Origin of the sequence: Pseudarthrobacter equi (assembly GCF_900105535.1) — a bacterium.
In the GTDB taxonomy this organism is placed as follows: domain Bacteria; phylum Actinomycetota; class Actinomycetes; order Actinomycetales; family Micrococcaceae; genus Arthrobacter; species Arthrobacter equi.
Genome location: NZ_LT629779.1, coordinates 929,432 through 947,268 on the forward strand (window position 1 = coordinate 929,432; position 17,837 = coordinate 947,268).

17 protein-coding genes are annotated in these 17,837 nt (G+C 67.4%); 9 read left to right on the plus strand and 8 right to left on the minus strand.

All coding sequences use genetic code 11. The features are described from left to right. Nucleotides 1-70 precede the first annotated feature (70 nt). The 4 genes from BLT71_RS04200 to BLT71_RS04215 all read left to right on the plus strand — a co-directional run bounded on the left by BLT71_RS04200 (nucleotide 71) and on the right by BLT71_RS04215 (nucleotide 4,848). The gene (locus BLT71_RS04200) at nucleotides 71-895 is read left to right on the plus strand and encodes an IclR family transcriptional regulator (RefSeq protein WP_231994517.1); all 825 of its coding nucleotides are present in this window, start codon (nucleotides 71-73) and stop codon (nucleotides 893-895) included. A gap of 212 nt (nucleotides 896-1,107) precedes the next feature. Next, nucleotides 1,108-2,850, plus strand: coding sequence for a urocanate hydratase (locus tag BLT71_RS04205; RefSeq protein ID WP_091717859.1), 1,743 nt, complete (start codon nucleotides 1,108-1,110; stop codon nucleotides 2,848-2,850). A 5-nt stretch (nucleotides 2,851-2,855) separates the two neighbouring features. Further along, nucleotides 2,856-4,448 carry a histidine ammonia-lyase gene (hutH, locus tag BLT71_RS04210; protein ID WP_091723803.1) on the plus strand — a complete coding sequence of 531 codons (1,593 nt, stop codon included), beginning with the start codon at nucleotides 2,856-2,858 and terminating at the stop codon, nucleotides 4,446-4,448. A 163-nt stretch (nucleotides 4,449-4,611) separates the two neighbouring features. Beyond that, nucleotides 4,612-4,848, plus strand: coding sequence for a hypothetical protein (locus BLT71_RS04215; RefSeq protein WP_045732783.1), 237 nt, complete (start codon nucleotides 4,612-4,614; stop codon nucleotides 4,846-4,848). A gap of 114 nt (nucleotides 4,849-4,962) precedes the next feature. Here BLT71_RS04215 and BLT71_RS04220 read toward each other — a convergent pair whose 3' ends face one another. Continuing rightward, nucleotides 4,963-5,223 carry a hypothetical protein gene (locus BLT71_RS04220; protein WP_091717862.1) on the minus strand — a complete coding sequence of 87 codons (261 nt, stop codon included), beginning with the start codon at nucleotides 5,221-5,223 and terminating at the stop codon, nucleotides 4,963-4,965. 188 nt (nucleotides 5,224-5,411) lie between these two features. On the opposite strand from BLT71_RS04220, the gene BLT71_RS04225 reads away from it, so the two are divergent. Then, a complete protein-coding gene (locus tag BLT71_RS04225) occupies nucleotides 5,412-6,281 on the plus strand; it encodes a fumarylacetoacetate hydrolase family protein (protein WP_091717864.1) in 870 nt (289 codons plus the stop codon). Nucleotides 6,282-6,319: 38 nt separating this feature from the next. On the opposite strand, the gene BLT71_RS04230 is transcribed toward BLT71_RS04225, so the two are convergent. Genes BLT71_RS04230 through BLT71_RS04245 form a run of 4 tightly spaced genes read right to left on the minus strand, consistent with a single transcriptional unit; the run spans nucleotide 6,320 to nucleotide 9,800 of the window. Then, the gene (locus BLT71_RS04230) at nucleotides 6,320-6,712 is read right to left on the minus strand and encodes a universal stress protein (RefSeq protein WP_091717866.1); all 393 of its coding nucleotides are present in this window, start codon (nucleotides 6,710-6,712) and stop codon (nucleotides 6,320-6,322) included. A 38-nt stretch (nucleotides 6,713-6,750) separates the two neighbouring features. Further along, nucleotides 6,751-8,289 (minus strand): tripartite tricarboxylate transporter permease, encoded by a 1,539-nt coding sequence (locus BLT71_RS04235; protein WP_091717868.1) that lies wholly within the window; start codon nucleotides 8,287-8,289, stop codon nucleotides 6,751-6,753. Beyond that, a complete protein-coding gene (locus tag BLT71_RS04240) occupies nucleotides 8,290-8,793 on the minus strand; it encodes a tripartite tricarboxylate transporter TctB family protein (RefSeq protein WP_091717869.1) in 504 nt (167 codons plus the stop codon). Beyond that, a complete protein-coding gene (locus BLT71_RS04245; RefSeq protein WP_091717871.1) occupies nucleotides 8,790-9,800 on the minus strand; it encodes a Bug family tripartite tricarboxylate transporter substrate binding protein in 1,011 nt (336 codons plus the stop codon). Before BLT71_RS04245 ends, BLT71_RS04240 begins: the two co-directional genes overlap by 4 nt. Before the next feature lie 255 nt (nucleotides 9,801-10,055). Between BLT71_RS04245 and BLT71_RS04250 the strand changes: the two genes are divergently transcribed. Continuing rightward, the gene (locus BLT71_RS04250; protein ID WP_091717873.1) at nucleotides 10,056-11,630 is read left to right on the plus strand and encodes a sensor histidine kinase; all 1,575 of its coding nucleotides are present in this window, start codon (nucleotides 10,056-10,058) and stop codon (nucleotides 11,628-11,630) included. Continuing rightward, nucleotides 11,627-12,298 carry a response regulator gene (locus tag BLT71_RS04255; RefSeq protein ID WP_091717875.1) on the plus strand — a complete coding sequence of 224 codons (672 nt, stop codon included), beginning with the start codon at nucleotides 11,627-11,629 and terminating at the stop codon, nucleotides 12,296-12,298. The genes BLT71_RS04250 and BLT71_RS04255 overlap by 4 nt, the downstream gene beginning before the upstream one ends. Before the next feature lie 42 nt (nucleotides 12,299-12,340). Here BLT71_RS04255 and hutG read toward each other — a convergent pair whose 3' ends face one another. Then, nucleotides 12,341-13,318, minus strand: a complete 978-nt coding sequence (hutG, locus tag BLT71_RS04260; RefSeq protein ID WP_091717877.1) for a formimidoylglutamase — start codon at nucleotides 13,316-13,318, stop codon at nucleotides 12,341-12,343. A 158-nt stretch (nucleotides 13,319-13,476) separates the two neighbouring features. Beyond that, on the minus strand, nucleotides 13,477-14,922 hold the full coding sequence (locus tag BLT71_RS04265; RefSeq protein WP_091717879.1) for an NCS2 family permease: 1,446 nt from the start codon (nucleotides 14,920-14,922) through the stop codon (nucleotides 13,477-13,479). Between the two features lie 111 nt (nucleotides 14,923-15,033). Here BLT71_RS04265 and BLT71_RS04270 point away from each other — a divergent pair, with 111 nt between their 5' ends. After that, the gene (locus BLT71_RS04270; protein ID WP_091717881.1) at nucleotides 15,034-15,654 is read left to right on the plus strand and encodes a copper resistance CopC family protein; all 621 of its coding nucleotides are present in this window, start codon (nucleotides 15,034-15,036) and stop codon (nucleotides 15,652-15,654) included. 49 nt (nucleotides 15,655-15,703) lie between these two features. On the opposite strand, the gene BLT71_RS04275 is transcribed toward BLT71_RS04270, so the two are convergent. After that, nucleotides 15,704-16,327: an FAD-dependent monooxygenase gene (locus tag BLT71_RS04275; protein WP_091717883.1), complete on the minus strand. Its 624-nt coding sequence runs from the start codon at nucleotides 16,325-16,327 to the stop codon at nucleotides 15,704-15,706. Between the two features lie 430 nt (nucleotides 16,328-16,757). Between BLT71_RS04275 and BLT71_RS04280 the strand changes: the two genes are divergently transcribed. Then, the gene (locus BLT71_RS04280) at nucleotides 16,758-17,801 is read left to right on the plus strand and encodes a universal stress protein (RefSeq protein ID WP_091717884.1); all 1,044 of its coding nucleotides are present in this window, start codon (nucleotides 16,758-16,760) and stop codon (nucleotides 17,799-17,801) included. The last annotated feature ends 36 nt before the right edge of the window (nucleotides 17,802-17,837 follow it).

Consider the following 17,837-nt stretch of genomic DNA (forward strand, 5'->3'; position numbering starts at 1 on the left):
AGAGGTGCATGCTTGAGTATGGGATCCCGGACACGGCCGGATCCCGGTGAAGGGAGTACGGATGGTTGCCATGGAGGCGATGCCGGGGGCAGCGGAGCAGCCGGCGCAGGATGCCAAGCCGGCGTCGAAGGTCCCGGCCGCCGAGAACACGCTCCGGATCCTCAAGCTGCTGGCCTCCCGCCGCGGCCCGATGGCCGCCTCCCAGATCGCCTCGTCGCTGGGCCTGCCGCGCTCCAGTGTCTACCACCTGCTGGGGGTGATGGAGGCGAACGGTTTTGTGCTGCACCTGCATGAGGAGCAGCGCTACGGCCTGGGGATCAGCGCCTTCGAACTGAGCTCCGCGTATTCCCGGCAGGAGCCGCTTTCCCGGCTGGGCCGGCCCCTGCTGGCGTCGCTGGTGGACGCGTTGGGGGAGAGTGCGCACCTGGCCGTCCTCCACGGCCGGGACGTGCTGTACATCGTGGAGGAGCGGGCCAAGAACCGCCCATCGCTGGTGACCGACGTCGGCGTCCGGCTTCCCAGCCACCTCACCGCCAGCGGCCGGGCCATCCTCGCGGCCCTTCCGAAATCCCAGGTCCGCGCTCTGTACCCCAACGCCGCCGCATTCACCGCGAGGCACGAAACTGAATCGCCCATCATGAAGTACTCGGCGCTTTCCTCGCACCTGGACCAGGTGCGGCAGCGCGGCTACGCCACCGAACACGGCGAGGTGACCCCCGGTTTCGGCTCCATCGCCGCAGCTGTGACCGACCACCTTGGCTGGCCCACCGCCGCTGTGGCTGTCACCTTCCTGGAGGAGAAACTCGCCGCGGACTCCTGGCCAGTCCTGGCCGCCCGGGTGCAAAAGGTGGCCAACGAACTGTCTGTCCGCATCCACGGACGGCCCGCCACCTAGCCCCACTTGCGCCATCACTTCGGGTCCCTAAAGCCGCCTGTCAGGGCCTCGAGGTGATAGGGCAACGGACGACGGCGGGCATGTCTGGAACCCCGGACAGCACCCCCGCGAAACCCCTGTAAGGCCCGTTCCCAAAGGGCTTTAGTAGATACAGAAGCACTTTCCCATCCCGGACTTCCGCAGAACCAGACACACAATGAAAAGGAGCCACCATGGCACCCGCCGATTTCACCACCGGTGCCCGCCCGGTCAAAGCAGCCCGCGGCACTGAGCTCACCGCCAAGTCGTGGCAGACCGAAGCGCCGCTGCGCATGCTGATGAACAACCTGGACCCCGAGGTGGCAGAACGCCCGGACGATCTTGTGGTCTATGGCGGCACTGGCCGCGCCGTCCGGTCCTGGGCAGCCTTCGACGCCATTACCCGCACCCTGGAAACCATGGAAAAGGACGAGACCCTCCTGGTCCAGTCCGGCAAGCCGGTGGGCGTGTTCCGCACCCACGAATGGGCTCCGCGGGTGCTGCTGGCCAACTCCAACCTGGTGGGCGACTGGGCAACCTGGCCCGAGTTCCGCCGCCTCGAGGCCGAAGGCCTGCTGATGTACGGCCAGATGACGGCAGGCTCCTGGATCTACATCGGCACGCAAGGCATCCTGCAGGGCACTTACGAAACCTTTGCCGCCGTCGGACGCAAACTTGCCGACGCCCGGCAGGCCACCGCCGGCCGCCCCGCGCCCGCAGAGGAAGGGTCCACCGAAGGACCCCTCGCCGGAACCCTGACCCTGACCGGCGGCTGCGGCGGCATGGGCGGCGCCCAGCCGCTGGCCGTTACCCTCAACGACGGTGCCTGCCTGATCGTCGACGTCGACGAATCCCGCCTGCGCCGCCGCGCCGGCAAGCGCTACCTGGATGAGGTTGAAACAGACCTCGACGCCGCCATCGCCAAGGTGCTCAAGGCCAAGGAAGAGCGCCGCGGCTGGTCTGTGGGCTATGTGGGCAACGCCGCCGAGGTCTTCCCGGAACTGCTCCGCCGCCACCAGGCCGGCGAGTTGACCATCGACGTCGTCACGGACCAGACCAGCGCCCACGATCCCCTGTCCTACCTGCCTGAGGGCATCACGGTGGAGGAATGGCACACCGAGGCGGAGGCCGATCCCGAGGGGTTCACCAAGAAGGCCCAGGCCTCCATGGCGCGCCACGTGCAGGCGATGGTGGAATTCCAGGACGCCGGCGCCGAGGTCTTCGACTACGGAAACTCCATCCGCGATGAAGCCCGCAAAGGTGGCTACACCCGGGCGTTCGAATTCCCCGGCTTCGTCCCCGCTTACATCCGACCCCTGTTCTGCGAGGGCCTCGGCCCGTTCCGCTGGGTGGCACTGTCCGGTGATCCGGAGGATATCCGCGTCACCGACGAAGCCATCAAGGAACTGTTCCCCGAGAACAAGCACCTCCACAAGTGGATCGACGCCGCCCAGGAGCGCGTCGAGTTCGAAGGCCTGCCCGCCCGCATCTGCTGGCTGGGATACGGCGAGCGCGCCGAGGCCGGTCTGCTCTTCAACCGCCTGGTTAAAGAAGGCAAGGTCAAGGCTCCCATCGTGATCGGCCGTGACCACCTGGACTCCGGCTCCGTCGCCTCCCCGTACCGGGAAACCGAAGCCATGGCCGACGGCTCGGACGCCATCGCCGACTGGCCGCTGCTGAACGCCCTCCTCAACACCTCCTCGGGTGCCACCTGGGTGTCCATCCACCACGGCGGCGGCGTCGGCATCGGCCGCTCCATCCACGCCGGCCAGGTCTCCGTGGCCGACGGCACCGACCTCGCCGCCGAAAAACTCGAACGCCTCCTCACCAACGATCCCGGCATGGGCGTCATCCGCCACGTCGACGCCGGCTACGACCGTGCCGCCGAGGTCGCCAAGGAACGCGGCGTCCGCATCCCCATGAATGAGAGCAAGTGACCACCATGACTGCCATTACCCACGAACCGCTGACCGTCACCCTCGGATCCGCCGGCGTCACGCCTGAGGATGTGCTCGCCGTCGCGCGCCACAACGCCAAGGTGACCATCTCGCAGGACGCCCTGGACACCGTTGCCAGGGTCCGTGCCCACATTGACGGCCTCGCGGCCAGCGACATCCCGGCCTACGGCATCTCCACTGGCTTCGGAGCGCTGGCCAACCGGCACATCCCCAACGACCTCCGCACCCAGCTGCAGAAGTCGCTGATCCGCAGCCACGCCGCCGGCATGGGCCCGGCCGTTGAGCGGGAGGTGGTGCGCGGCATCATGTTCCTGCGCGCCAAGACCCTGGCATCCGGCCGTACGGGCGTCCGCCCGGTGGTCCTGCAGACTATGGTGGACGTCCTCAACGCCGGCATCACGCCGGTGGTCCGCGAGTTCGGCTCGCTCGGCTGTTCCGGCGACCTCGCGCCCCTCTCGCATTGCGCCCTGGTGCTGATGGGCGAAGGCGAGGCGGAAGGGCCCGACGGCGTCCGCTATGGCGGGCGCGGAGAGGAACCTGTCGCCGGGCTGCTTGCGGAACACGGCATCGAGCCCGTCATCCTCGCCGAGAAGGAAGGCCTGGCGCTGGTCAACGGCACCGAGGGCATGCTGGGCATGCTGCTGATGGCCATCGCGGACCTCCGCAAACTGCTGACGACGGCTGACATCACCGCCGCGCTCAGCGTCGAGGCGCTGCTGGGCACCGACCAGGTGTTCCTGCCCGAACTGCACGCAGCCCTGCGGCCGCACCCGGGCCAGGCCGCCAGCGCGGACAACATGCTGCGGGTCCTTTCCAACTCCCCGATCGTCGCATCCCACCGGGTGGGGGACCCCAAAGTCCAGGACGCGTACTCGCTGCGCTGCGCACCCCAGGTGGCCGGGGCCGTCCGCGACACCGTGGACCACGCCGAGCTGGTGGCATCCCGCGAGCTCGCCGCGGCCATCGACAACCCCGTGGTCCTGCCGGACGGCCGGGTCAGCTCCAACGGCAACTTCCATGGCGCGCCGGTGGCCTACGTCCTGGACTACCTGGCCATCGCCGTGGCGGACCTCAGCTCCATCGCCGAGCGCCGCACGGACCGGATGCTGGACCCGGCGCGTTCGCACGGCCTGCCCGCATTCCTTGCCGCGGACCCCGGCGTGGACTCCGGCCTGATGATCGCCCAGTACACCCAGGCCGGCCTGGTTTCTGACAACAAGCGGCTGGCAGTGCCCGCCTCCGTTGACTCCATCCCCAGCTCCGCCATGCAGGAGGACCACGTGTCCATGGGCTGGCACGCTGCCCGGAAGCTCCGCAAGGCTGTGGAGAACCTCCGCCGGGTCCTGGCCATCGAGCTGGTGACCTCTGCCCGGGCGCTGGACATGCGCACGCAGCTGTCCGGCGGCGCCCTCACGCCGGGACCGGCGGGCACCGCCGTCGTGGCCGCATTGCGCACCGTGGTGGACGGTCCGGGGACGGACCGCTTCCTTTCGCCGGAACTCGAAGCGGCTGACCGCCTCGTTTCCTCCGGCGACGTGCTCAGGGCAGCCGAATCCGCCGTCGGAACGTTGGCCTGATACCGAAGAATCTTCAGCGTCTGCGCACTCCGCGTCCATCAGTTGGAATTTTGGCCGACACGGCGGCCGGTGGCACGCGGAGTGTAGTAGAACTGAAGGTGTAGTGAAAGTCACACCGAAGACGCTGTGACGGCAGAACGCATACAAAGGGGTAGTAGTTCAAATGAAAGCACGTGGGGCAGTCCTGTCGAGGCGCCATGCCCATTCCGCCGCGGTATCCGACTGGAAATCACTCCAGGTTGGCGACCACGTCGAGATCATGAAGCATGCGCATGTGGTAGCCGCCGGTGAGGTGGAAGAAGTATCCCAGAGCGGAAACGTCCTCTGGCTTGTACCTGCCGGGCCGGCGGAGAAGCAACTCTTCCTCAAGTCCGACGGCGTGCAGGTGCGCCGCAGCTAGCATAACGGCCTGCACAACGGAACGGACCAAACGGAATCCCCGCCCACTGCCTCACGGCAGGGCGGGGATTTCGCGTTTTTAAGTTGTGTGCCGACTGTGGCGGTAGCGGCGCTGTCAGGCCGCGATGGCCTCGAATGTCTGGCCGAACGGCACCGACTCGTCCAGGGCAACCGTGTAGCGCCCAGGGTAAAGGCGGGTCACCAGGATGCCGCAGGAAGCATCCTGTGCCGCCACGCTGATCAGCTCGGCAACTGCATCCTCCAGTCCGGCGTGGACTTCGCTGGCACTGGAGAACTCCAGGTCGATGGACCGGTGCGCGGACGCTTCGGCGAGGCCAAAAGCGGCGGGACGGCGTTCCAAGGTAGCTGTACTCATGTGCTGAACTTTCTGTGTTTTTTGCGTGAAGCTACAACAGTTTACCGCTTGGCTGCCCAGATGTCAGATGTCTGTTTTTTAAACGCCGGTCATAAACCGCCGGTTCACGGTGCACGGCAGCAATCCGCGACCATTGGAGAGGGGCTCGGAGCACCCGGCCCGCAACCCGCCATCAAAGGAGATCCGCCATGAAACTCATGCGCCTGGGCAACGCCGGCGAGGAGCAGCCGGCAGTACTGGTTCCCGCAGCGGACGGCACAGACAGGTACTTCAGCCTGCTGCCCCTCACCACGGATGTGGACGGCCGATTCCTTGCCGCCGGCGGCCTGGACCGGGTGCGGAAAGCCCTGGCGGCAGGGGAACTGCCACCCATCGAGAACGCCGGGGACCTCCGCATTGGCGCTCCGTTGGCCCGGCCGGGCTCGGTGGTGGGCATCGGCATGAACTACGCCGCCCACGCGGCCGAATCCGGCTCCGCGCCCCCGGAAATCCCCGTGGTGTTCCTCAAGCCGACCAACACTGTCACCGGGCCCTGCGATCCTGCCCCCATCCCGCCGCACTCACGGAAGTACGACTGGGAGGTGGAACTCGGCATCGTGATCGGCAAGGAGGCCAGCTACCTCACGTCCGAAGAAGAGGCCCGGGAGTGCATCGCCGGATACGTCACGGCCAACGACCTTTCCGAACGCGAATACCAGATCCCCGGAGCGGCGGGCCAGTGGACCAAAGGCAAGTCGCTTCCAGGGTCCACGCCGCTGGGGCCGTGGCTGGTTCCGGCAGGGGATGTTGACGCCGGAAACCTGTCCCTGGGCAGTTGGGTCAACGGGGACGTGCGCCAGGATTCGAACACGGGGGGACTGATCTTCAGCCCGGCCACGCTGGTCCACCACTGCAGCCAGTACATGCGGCTGGAGCCCGGTGATGTGATCATCACCGGGACTCCGGAGGGGGTGGCGCTGAGCGGCCGCTTCCCCTACCTCCAGCCGGGGGATGTGGTGGAGGTGGAGGTGGAAGGGCTGGGCCGCCAGCGCCAGGAGCTGTACCGCGCGGGTGCGTGACACGGTGCCGCCCGCGCCGGCGCCTGACGCCGGTGGGGCTAACCCGCCTTGACGGCCAGGACGGGGCAGTCGGCTTCCAGCAGGATCCGCTGCGAGACGCTGCCCATGATCAGCTTGCCCACCGGGGTCCGGCGGCGCAGGCCGATCACGATCAGCTCGGCGTTGTGCTCCTCGGCCGCGTCGAGGACTTCCGCTGCGGCATCGTGGCCACGGACCGGCTGCTTGATCACGTGGTCGATGCCCTGGGTGGCAAGACGGTCCTCGATGCTTTGGATCTCCTGCTCCTGGGCGTAGCGGTTATCCACCAGGGCGTCACCCTTGGAGGAGTTGATGACCAGCAGGGTGGTGCTGTTCCTGCGGGCCTCGGCGATAGCCTGGGTGAGGGCGGCTTCGCCTTCGGGTGTCGGGACGTATCCCACCACGATGGTCATGGTGTCTCCTTTGGTTTCTTGGACCGCGCTTCGGCGGTTCAGTCGCTGTAGTCTGCTGCGCCGGAGTTCGCCGGGAGCAGCGGGCTGTTCTTCGGACGGTTGCGGCGAATGAGCTTGTAGGCAAACGGCCACAGCAGGATCAGGCCGATGATGACGTAGATCCCGACGGCGATCGGTTCGCTCCACAGGCCGGCAGGATCGCCTGCGCTCAGCTGCAGGGCTTTGCGGAGCTGTCCTTCAATCCGCGGACCGAGGATCACGCCGAGGATCAGCGGCAGCACGGGAAGCCCGAAGCGCCGCATCATGAACCCGAGTGCGCCGAGCACCAGCAGGAGCACCAGGTCGAAGGCCTGCAGGTTCACCGAGTAGGCGCCCAGCGTGGCGAAGAACAGGATGCCGGCGTACAGGTACGGGCGGGGGAGCTGCAGCAGCTTGGCCCACATCGGTGCCAGCGGCAGGTTGATGATCAGCAGCAGGAAGTTGCCGATGAAGAGGCTGGCGATCAGCGCCCAGACCAGGGGTCCCTGGCTGGTGAAGAGCTGCGGGCCCGGCTGGATGCCATAGGACGTGAAGGCGGCCAGCATCACGGCGGCCGTGGCGTTGGTGGGCAGGCCCAGGGCAAGCATGGGGGTCAGGGTGCCGGCAGCGGCTGCGTTGTTGGCCGCTTCCGGACCGGCGACACCTTCAATGGCCCCCTTGCCGAATTCTTCAGGGTGCTTGCTGAGGCGCTTTTCCGTGACGTATGAAAGGAATGTGGGAATTTCGGCTCCGCCGGCAGGGAGTGCACCGAAGGGGAACCCGAAGGCGGTACCGCGCAGCCACGGTTTCCAGGAGCGCTTCCAGTCGGACTTGCCCATCCAGGGCTGCCCCACGGGGATCGCGTGCAGCGGGGTCCGGCGCAGGTGCGCCGCTACCCACAGTGCCTCGCCCACGGCGAAGATCGCTACTGCCACCACCACGATGTCCAGGCCGTCCGCCAGCAGCGGCTGGCCGAAGGTCAGGCGGCGCTGGCCGGTGACGGAGTCCATTCCCACCAGGCCGATGGCCAGGCCGAGGCCCAGCGAAGCGAAACCGCGCAGCCGCGATGAACCGAGCACCGCCGTCACGGCCAGCAGGGCCAGCACCATGATGGCGAAGTAGCTGGGAGCGCCGAGGCTGACGGCGAACTTGACCACGATCGGTGCGCAGACAGCGAGTAGCGCCGTGCCAATGGTGCCGGCGACGAACGAGCCGATGGCCGCCGTCGCTAGCGCCTGCGCAGCCCGGCCCGCTTTGGCCATCTTGTTGCCCTCGATGGCGGTGACCACTGAGGACGATTCGCCGGGGGTGTTGAGCAGGATCGAGGTGGTGGAGCCGCCGTACATGCCGCCGTAGTAGATGCCGGCGAACATGATGAAGGCACTGGTGGGTTCCAGGGCGTAGGTGACCGGGAGCAGCAGGGCGACGGTCATGGCCGGGCCCAGGCCGGGAAGGACGCCGACGGCGGTGCCCAGGATGACGCCGATGACGGCGTACATGAAATTCATGGGAGTCAGGGCGGTGGCAAAGCCGTCCATGAGGGAGGACCAGACGTCCATTTAGAGGATTCCTTCCAGGAGGCCGGCCGGCAGTGCGATGCCCAGGCCGAGGTAGAAGCCGTAGAAGGTCAGCAGTGACAGTGCCACGGAGATCAGTCCGTCCCGCACGTAGTGGCGGCTCCCGAGAGCCAGGACGCTGCCCCAAAACAGGACGGTGCCCGAGATGACCCAGCCGGCCCAGTCAACGAGCAGGATGTTCAGGATGAAGGCGCCCGCCAGCGGCAGGATGGTCTTCCAGTCGGCGGGGTGCTCCAGGTCGACGTCCTCGCCGCCTTCGGCCTCTCCCTTGCCGCCGCGCAGGACGTTGATGGCCAGCAGTACCGCGCAAACCACCAGCATTCCGGCCACGATGAACGGAACGGTCTTGGGCCCTACCGGGTCGGACTTCGAATACGGGGTTACCAGGCCGTTGGCGTCCAGGAAGACCAGGACGCCGGCCGCGCCGAGCAGGAGTGAGACTCCCAGCTCGGCGCGGCCTTTAAGGCCTGTGGTCAGGGATGTCACGCCAACCCAAGCTTGGTGAGGACGTCTGCCACCCGCTTGTCCTGCTCGGTGAGGAAGCTCTTGAACTCGTCACCGGTGATGAACGCATCGGTCCAGCCGTGGGTCTTCAGTGCTTCCTTCCAGCCTTCGGTGCCGTGCATCTTCTCGAGTGCCGCGATCAGGGAGGACTTGTCCTCGTCGCTGATGCCCGGAGGGGCCACGATGCCGCGCCAGTTGGTGAAGACGAGGTCGATGTTGGATTCCTTCAGCGTGGGGGCGTCGACGCCGTCGAGCCGCTTCTCGCCGCTCGTGGCCAGGACACGGACCTCGCCGGATTCGATCTGCTTCAGGTACTCGCCGGCGCCGGAAGCCGCGAAACCAAGCTTGTTGCCGAGGATCGCGGGGAGAAGGTCGCCGCCGCCGTCGTAGGAAACGAAGTTGACCTTGGTGGCGTCGATGCCCACGGCACCTGCCAGCTGCATGGGCAGCAGGTGGTCCGGGCCGCCCGGGGAGGAGCCGCCGCCCACGGCGATGGAGCCCGGATCTGCCTTCCAGGCCTTCACGAGGTCGTCGATGGTCTTGTAGGGGGAGTCCTTGCTGACCATGATGGCGCCGGGCTCTTCGATGAGCCGTGCCAGCGGAGTGGTCTCGGTCAGCTTCGACTCGGACTTGTTGGTGTAGCTGGCACCCACCACGCCCAGGCCCATCAGCATGGTGAGGTCGCCGTTGCCCTTTTCGTTGACAACGCGGGCCAGGCCCACGGTGCCGCCGGCCCCGGCAAGGTTGAAGACTTCGGTGTTGGTGGAGATCTTCTCGTCGTCGAGGACCTTCGCGGCGGCGCGTGCAGTGGTGTCGTAGCCGCCGCCCGGGGTGTTGGGGACCATGATCTGGAGTCCGGTGACGGGCTTGGCGGCGGAGCCGGAGCTCTCGGCGCCGGTGGAGCTTTTGCCGGTGGCACCGCAGCCGGTGGCCATCAGGGCGATGCCGGCAGCGACGGCGGCAATTCGCAATGCGCGGATCTGGCGCATGGGGTTCCTCTTCTCATGAAAAACGATCAGCAAGACTGACTGGTGCAACCGATGCTATGGCCGGCCGTGATGCCGGTCACTCTTATGTACGCAGAGAAAGTTAAGTACATTGCGTTCACGTTTCCGAAGTCCCACTCCGCATTCTTCCGCGCTCCGGTGGCGCCGCAGGTGGGATATAGTTCCCACGTATTGTGGCCGGAACGGTGGCCGCATAAAGCCAAAAAAGGACCAACCACAGTGACTCGACGAAGAGGCATGTCCCTCGCGGGGCAGTACCTGGTGCTGCAGTTGCTGATCGTGTTGGCCGTGCTGGTGGCCGTGGTGGCCATCTCGCTGGCGCAGTCCGCCGCAGCTTTCGAACGTGTGGAGGGCCGCCGGGCATTGTCCGCGGCCGAAGCCCTCGGCGCCAACCCTGCGGTCCGCGAACTGCTTCCGGCGGCCGAACCGCGGGGCGGTGCCGCCCTCCCGGCCGTGGCCGAGTCGGTGCGGATCGTCTCAGGCTCCTCCCAGGTGGCGCTTGCCCGGAAGGACCGGACCGTGGTGACCGCGTCGGATCCCAGCCTGCTGGGACAGCAGCTGGCCCTCGGCGAAAGCCGGGTCATGGAGGGCAGGGCCTGGACCGGGGTGCTGACCACCAACGGAACGGCAGTGCTGTCCGCGCACGTTCCGGTACTGGACGATGACGGCAAGATGATCGGGATCGCCTCCATCAGCCGCAACTATCCCACCACGCTGGAGCGCCTGGGCGATGCCGTCCCCAACCTGCTGACCTACGTGGGGGTGGCCAGCGTCCTCGGTGTGGCAGGGTCACTGTTGCTGTCCCGCCGGGTCAAACGGCAGACGCTGGGCATGGAGCCGAGCGAGATCACCGGCCTGGTGGAGAACCGCGAAGCCATGCTGCACGGGCTGAAGGAAGGCGTGGTGGCGCTCGATCCGAATGAGCGGATCACTGTGGCCAACGACAGCGCCAGGGAATTGCTGGGCCTGCCCGCGGACTGCGTGGGCAGGAAACTGGCGTCCCTCCCGGTGGACCCGGCGCTGAAGATTGTGCTTACCCGGGACCAGCCGGACCCGGACCAGCTGGTGCTGGTGGGGGAGCGGCTGGTGGTCCTGAACCGGGTCCCCATCCAGTCGCGGGGCCGCGGGATCGGATCGGTCACCACCCTGCGTGACCGGACGGAGCTGTCCTCGCTCGAGCGGGAACTGGGCGCCACCCGGACCGCCACGGACACCCTCCGCGCGCAGGCGCACGAGTTCGCCAACCAGCTGCACGTCATCTCGGGGCTGATCCAGATTGGCGATTACGATTCCGTGGTCCAGTTCGTCAACGGGGCAACCGTGGAACGGACCCGGCTCAGCGACGAGGTGACGGGCAGGATCAAGGACCCCGCCCTGGCCGCGCTGCTCATCGCCAAGTCCAGCCTCGCCACCGAGCGGGGCGTCGCCCTCCAGCTGGATCCGGCGTCGTCCTTGCTGCCCGTGGACGAGGAACTGTCCCGGGACCTGGTGACAGTGGCGGGGAACCTGGTGGACAACGCGTTCGACGCCGTCTCCGGGCTCCCGCAGGCAACCGTCCGGGTGCTGGTGGAAGACGGGGCGGATCAGGTAATCGTCACGGTCCGGGACAACGGGCACGGGGTTCCCGCCGACGCTGCGGACCACATCTTCCGGCAGGGCTTCACCACCAAGGATGCCCGGCGGGAAGGCGGCCGCGGCTTCGGCCTGGCCCTCTCCCGCGTGGTGTGCCGCCGGTCCGGCGGGGACCTGTCGGTAGCCAACGACAACGGGGCGGTCTTCACCGCCCGCTTCAACAAAGGTGCACACGCATGATCAAGGTCCTGATCGTCGACGACGACTTCATGGTGGCCAAGGTCCACGCCGGCTTCATCCAGCGCACCGCGGGGTTCACCGTGGTGGGCGCCGCGCACACCGGTGCCCAGGCCGTCGTCGAGACCCAACGCCTCCAGCCGGACCTGGTGCTGCTCGACATCCACCTTCCGGACATCAACGGCCTGGACCTGATGCACCGGTTGCGCGAGGTGGCGCCGGAGCTCGATGTGCTGGTGATCAGCGCCGCCCGTGAGGTCGAAACGGTGCGCAAAGCGCTGCGCGGCGGGATCGTGCACTACCTCATCAAACCCTTCTCCCAGGCTGACCTGCAGGAACGGCTCGACCACTACCGCAGCGCCTACCACGGCCTCGATTCGTCCAAGGACGTGGCCGAGCAGTCGGACGTCAACAAGGTCTTCGGCCTGGACAGCGCTGCCGCCCAGCGGCCGCTGCCCAAGGGGTGCAGCGTGGAGACCTTGCGGCTGGTTGAAGGCGCCTTGAAAGGGGCCGACGGCGACCTGTCGGCTGCCGAGGTAGCCGAACAGTTGGGCACGTCAAGGGTGAGCGCGCGCCGCTACCTGGAGTACCTGCACGACGAAGGGCTGTTGGAAGTCCGGTTGAAATACGGGGTGGGGCGGCCGGAACGCAGGTACCTGCCCAAGGCCTGATCCCGAACCCGGTCTTGGAACGCGGCCCGGCGGGACGGCCGGTCAGCGGAGCAGCGTGTCCACCAGCCGCGCTGCAACGCGGGCGGTGCGGTGGTCAAGGTCGAACTCCGGGTTCAGTTCCGCCACATCGCAGTGCAGGAGCTTCCCGCTCCGGGCAACCTGCCGGCACACCGCGCTGATGACCGGCAACGGAACGCCGTAGGCTGCGGGTGCGCTGACGCCGGGTGCCACCGACGCCGGAAGCACGTCCAGGTCGATGGTCAGGTACAGGACATCGATGCCGTCGAGGAAGGACGCCACGAATGCCTCCACCCGGTCCGCTTCGCAGTCCTCGTCCAGCAGGTAGCGGACCCCCAGACGGTCCGCGGTGTCGAACAGGGCCCGGGTGTTGTTCGCTTCGGAAATCCCCACCACGGCGTACCGGAATTCGCGGCCGGCGCCGGCTTCCGCGCGGGCCATCTGGAGGAACGGGGTCCCGGAACTGGGAACGGGTTCGTCGCGCAGGTCGAAGTGGGCATCGAGGTTCAGGACGCCCAGCCGGCGGCCGTTCCGGACGGCACCGGACGCGCTGACGCCGAGGTAGCTGGCGTAGGCGGTCTCGTGGCCGCCGCCCAGCACCACTGTCAGGTGGCCGGCGTCGAGCAGGGCCGTCACAGCGCTGCCCAGCCGGTCCTGGCCGCCTTCCAGGTCGGGGCCCGGAACCATGACGTCGCCGGCGTCGCGCACTGACCGGTCCAGGTGGAATGCCAGCGGGCCCAGTGCCTTGCGGATCGCGGCGGGGGCGGCGGCCGCACCCGGGCGGCCCTTGTTCCGCCGGACTCCTTCGTCGCTGCAGAACCCCAGCAGGACCGCCGGACGGCCGTCGGCCAGGACTCCGGCCTGGCCGTTGGTATCGCTGCCCGCCGCGTCCGCGCAGGATTCCACGGCCTGCCACCAGCGCCGGTGCTCCGGCCCGTCGCCATCGAACCTGCCGGTCCAGGCGCTGGGCGGGGTGTCGACGTCGGGGGTTAAGGAAGCCATGCTCCTAGCTCACCGCATGGCCGCCGCGAAAGCGAGCAGGGCCGCCGTCGTCCTGTCTGGAATGCCGGAACCTCCCCCCAACGCGAAATGGCACCTCGCGGCAATGTCTGTACAGAAACACTGCCGCGAAATGCCATTCCGCGAATGAAAGGGACTGGTTAGAGCATGCCCAGGGCGGCCTCGATGGGACCGATGGCGAAGAATAGCAGGAACGCCGCGGCCACGGCCCACATCAGGGGATGGATTTCCTTGGCCTTGCCCTGCACGGTCCGGATCAGCACGAAGCTGATGAAGCCGGCACCCAGGCCGTTGGCGATCGAGTAGGTGAACGGCATCAGGGTGAAGGTCAGGAACGCCGGGATGGCGATGCCCCAGTCCTGCCAGTCGATCTTGCCCACCTGGGACACCATCATGAAGCCGACCACCACCAGGGCGGGGGCAACTGCCTCGAACGGAACAAGGTTGATGAGCGGGGTAAAGAACATGGCCACCAGGAAGAGCAGGCCGGTGACGATCGAGGCGAAGCCTGTCCGGGCGCCTTCGCCGATGCCCGCGCCGGCTTCAACGTAGATTTGGTTGGAGGACACAGACGCGCCGCCGCCAATGATGGCGCCGAGGGCATCCACCTGCAGGACGCGGTCGACGTCGGGAATGTTGCCGTGCTCGTCCACCGTGCCGGCCTCGTTCGCCAGGCCCACCATGGTGCCCATGGCGTCGAAGAAGATGCTGAGCAGGATGACGAAGGCCAGGAGGGTGGCGGCCACGAAGCCCAGGTGCTCGAAGGCGCCGAACGGGTTGGCCTTGCCGATCAGGGAGAGGTCCGGCGCGGCCCACTCGGAGAACGCGGGGGAAACCAGGGACCAGCCCTGCGGGTTGAACGGCTTGTCAGGCTGCACGCTGGGGCCGATGTGCAGGGTCATTTCCAGGATGACGGCCAGCACGGTGGAGGTAATGATGCCGATCAGGATGGCGCCCTTGACCTTGCGGACCACCAGGGCGATGGTGAGCACCAGGCCGAACACGAACACCGCAGTGGGCCAGCCGAGAAGCTTGCCGTCGAAGCCCAGGCCCACCGGGACGGTGGTGCCGGCGACGTCGGGAATGCGGCGGACGAAGCCCGCGTTCACGAGGCCGATCAGGGCGATGAAGAGGCCGATGCCCACCACGATCGCCGTCTTGAGCCCGTCCGGAACGGCTTTGAAGACCGCGGTGCGGAATCCCGTGAGGACCAGGATGAGCATGGTCACGCCGGACAGCACCACCAGGCCCATCATGTCCGGCCATGTCAGCCCGGGGTTGGTGGCGACGGTGACCGCCACGAACGCGTTGACGCCCAGGCCGGTAGCCAGGGCGAAGGGGTGCTTGGCCCAGGCCCCCATCAGGATGGTCAGGATGCCCGCCACGAAGGCCGTTACCGCGGCCACGGCGGTGAACCCGAGGGTGTTGCCGCTGGAGTCCGCCCCGGAAAGGATGAGCGGGTTCAGCACCACGATGTAGCTCATGGCGAAGAAGGTGGCGAACCCGCCGCGGATCTCGCGGGAGAGGTTGGAACCGCGTTCGGTGATCTTGAAATACCGGTCCAGGGCAGAGCCTTGCTTAAGCATTAGTCCTCCGGGGGAATGATGTGGGGATACCTGCATCCTATTGGGGAGGCGGCGGGACGGCCGCCAATTTCACCTAGTCTGTAAGGAAGCCAACACAAGGAGCAGTGCACCATGCGTCCCTTCCGCCATTTCCGCGCCCTTCTGCTGGGAGCTGCCGTCCTGGCCGCTTCGCTGGGCCTGGCCGGTCCGGCAGCCGCCCACGACGCCGCAGAATCCAGCAGCCCGGCCCAGGGCGCGTCAGTCCCGGTGCCACCCGGGAAGGTTTCGGTGACCTTCAACAACAAGCCGCTGGGCATCGGGGCGTCAATCTCGGTCAAGGATGCCGCAGGCGCCGAATGGGCTGACGGTGCGGTGGAGATCGTGGACAACGTGGCGTCGCAGAAGCTGCGGCCGGGCGGCCCGGCCGGTGGGTACACAGTGGCGTGGCGAGTGGTCAGCTCCGATTCGCACCCCATCGAGGGGACGTTCACGTTCACTGCTGCCGCGGCGGCGGAAGGGGCCGGAGCACCGGCCACAGGCGGTACGAGTACGACGCCGGGCGGCGCCGTTCCGGGGGCGGGCACCGCCCAGCCCGGAGCCACAGCGCCTGCCGAACCGGCAAGCTCCGGGCAGCCGTTCCAGTGGAGCATCGTCATCTTTGCGGTGGTTGCGGTAGGCCTGCTGGTTGCACTTGCCGTGATCGCCAGGCGCCGCCTATCCGGCGGCGGCGATGAGGAAGCGGACGGCGAATAGGAACCCAGTTGCCGGGAGGCTGCTGCCTCCCGGTGCCTTCGGCAGGCCGCTAGCAGGGCAGCATGGCCAGGCTTCCCGTTGCCGGGAAGGCCGTGCTGTCCGGGTTGACCTTGGCGGAGATGGCCTGGCCCACTGTCTTTGCCTGGCGCAGCACCTCCTTGGGTGACGGCGTGATCAGCTCTCCCACGCCCACCAGGTAAATGCCGATGGCACGCATGGCAGCGGCGAGGTTCCGGCCAACAGCAATGCCAAAGTCATTGATCATGCGCCGCAGCTGGCTCTGCGCGCAGCGGGTGAGCACAATATGGTCCGCCACCAGCACGCCGGTGGGGGTGTGCACTTCCCACTGCGGGCTTGCTGTGCTTTCCGGGTTGCCGTCTACCTGGGTCAGCTGCACGGCCCGGGTGCTGCGGATATCGACGTCGTGGCTGGCGGCGTAGTTGCGGAGGTGCCGCAGGATCTCGTTGCGTTCCTGGAGCGTCGCGGAATCTGCCGTGTCAATGCGCTGGAGCGAGGTGGTGACCGCTGGCGGCGTGGCCCCGGAGGTGTCCAGGCCGTCAACCACGATGGAGTCGATACCCCTGCGGCGCAGCTCGGCCGCCACAGCGAGTCCGGACAGCCCGGTGCCAATGATCACGGTGGTGGTCTGTTCGGTTCCGGCATTTCCAGGCATGTTTGACACTGCTGTTTCCCTCCTTCGACATTTCTGCAGGTGCTGGCGTCATCGCCCGCGGGCGCGGTCCCGTTGCCCCAAATGCAAGGCCGCACAGTGGTCCCGGGCAGCCGTCGAACGGAAGTTACTGTCGGCGTCCCGGACCAACAATGTCCAGAAGACTACAGAACAAATTCGCCCATGGATAGCCCAAAACGTAAACATTCTTCAGCGGCTGAACACGCTTTCCCATTGGGTGTGGAAAAACTGTGGATAACCTGTGGATCCCGGGCCTGAGCAGGCTTGCTATGGTCCTTCGGACGCGGAATAGTGAGAACTGGAAGTGGTTCTCGTCCGCACAGTTCCGGCAGCGGCCGGGGGTGCACGGAGAGGGGTCCGCTTTCTGGCAGAATGGCCGGAACATCAGGCAGTAGCGCAAGGAGGCGGCCCCATGGGCGCACAAGAGTTGCATCCGGACCCGGCGCGGGATGGTGGCACGTCCGCCGCACCCGAAGGAATCGTCGTGGGCGTGGACGGCTCCGACCATGGCCAGTGCGCCCTCGTCTGGGCCGCGCGCGAGGCGCAGCGCCGGCGTCGTCCGCTGCACATCGTGACCGCGTACTCGGTGCCCATCTTTGCTGCCTCCGGCCTGGACGGCGGCTACGCCACGGTGGACGATTCCGTCATCCGCGAGGGTGCGGAAGCCATCGTGAAGCAGGCCATGGAGAAGGTTGCGGGCTACGGCATCGATGTCAGCGCCTCAGTGGAGAACGGCGACGCCTCGGGCGTCCTGCTGGACATGTCGGAAACCGCCGAACTCCTGGTCTTCGGGACCCGCGGCCGTGGCGGCTTTGTAGGACGGCTGCTGGGATCCGTGAGCAGCGCCCTGCCCGCGCACGCGAAATGCCCCACCGTTACCGTGCCCCTCATCTGCTCGGACCGGCTGGGTGAAACCACCGAGGACAGGCGCGTCCTGGCCGAGCAGGCCAAGTCCGGGCACCAGCTCGTGGAGAACGTGGTGGTGGTGGGCGTGGACGGCTCCGAACAGGCCCGGGTTGCGGTCCTGGACGCCGCGGACCAGGCCGAACGCCTCGGCGCAAAGCTGCGGGTGATGTGCGCCGTCCCCCAGTACAGCGGTTCGCTGGCCTGGGTGCCCGCGCCCATGGACCGCAAGGCGCTGTTTGCCGAAATCCAGGTCACGCTGGACGCCGGCATGGCCTGGCTGCGCAGCCACTATCCCGGCCTTGACGCCGAATGCGAGCTGAAGGACGGTTCGCCCGTGGACGTCCTGGTGGGGGAGAGCCGGCACGTCGAACTGGTGGTCGTCGGCACCCGGGGACGCGGCGGGTTCACCGGCATGCTCCTGGGCTCCACATCGGACGGCGTGCTGCACCACGCCAAGGGGCCGGTCATGGTAGTCCCGGACCACGCAGATCCCCGTCTGGCCGACAGGCCCAGGTTCGGACCCATCCTGGGCGACGCCGACGCCGCCTGATCCCGCCGCGGCCGGGCCAGTCAGCTACGGACACGT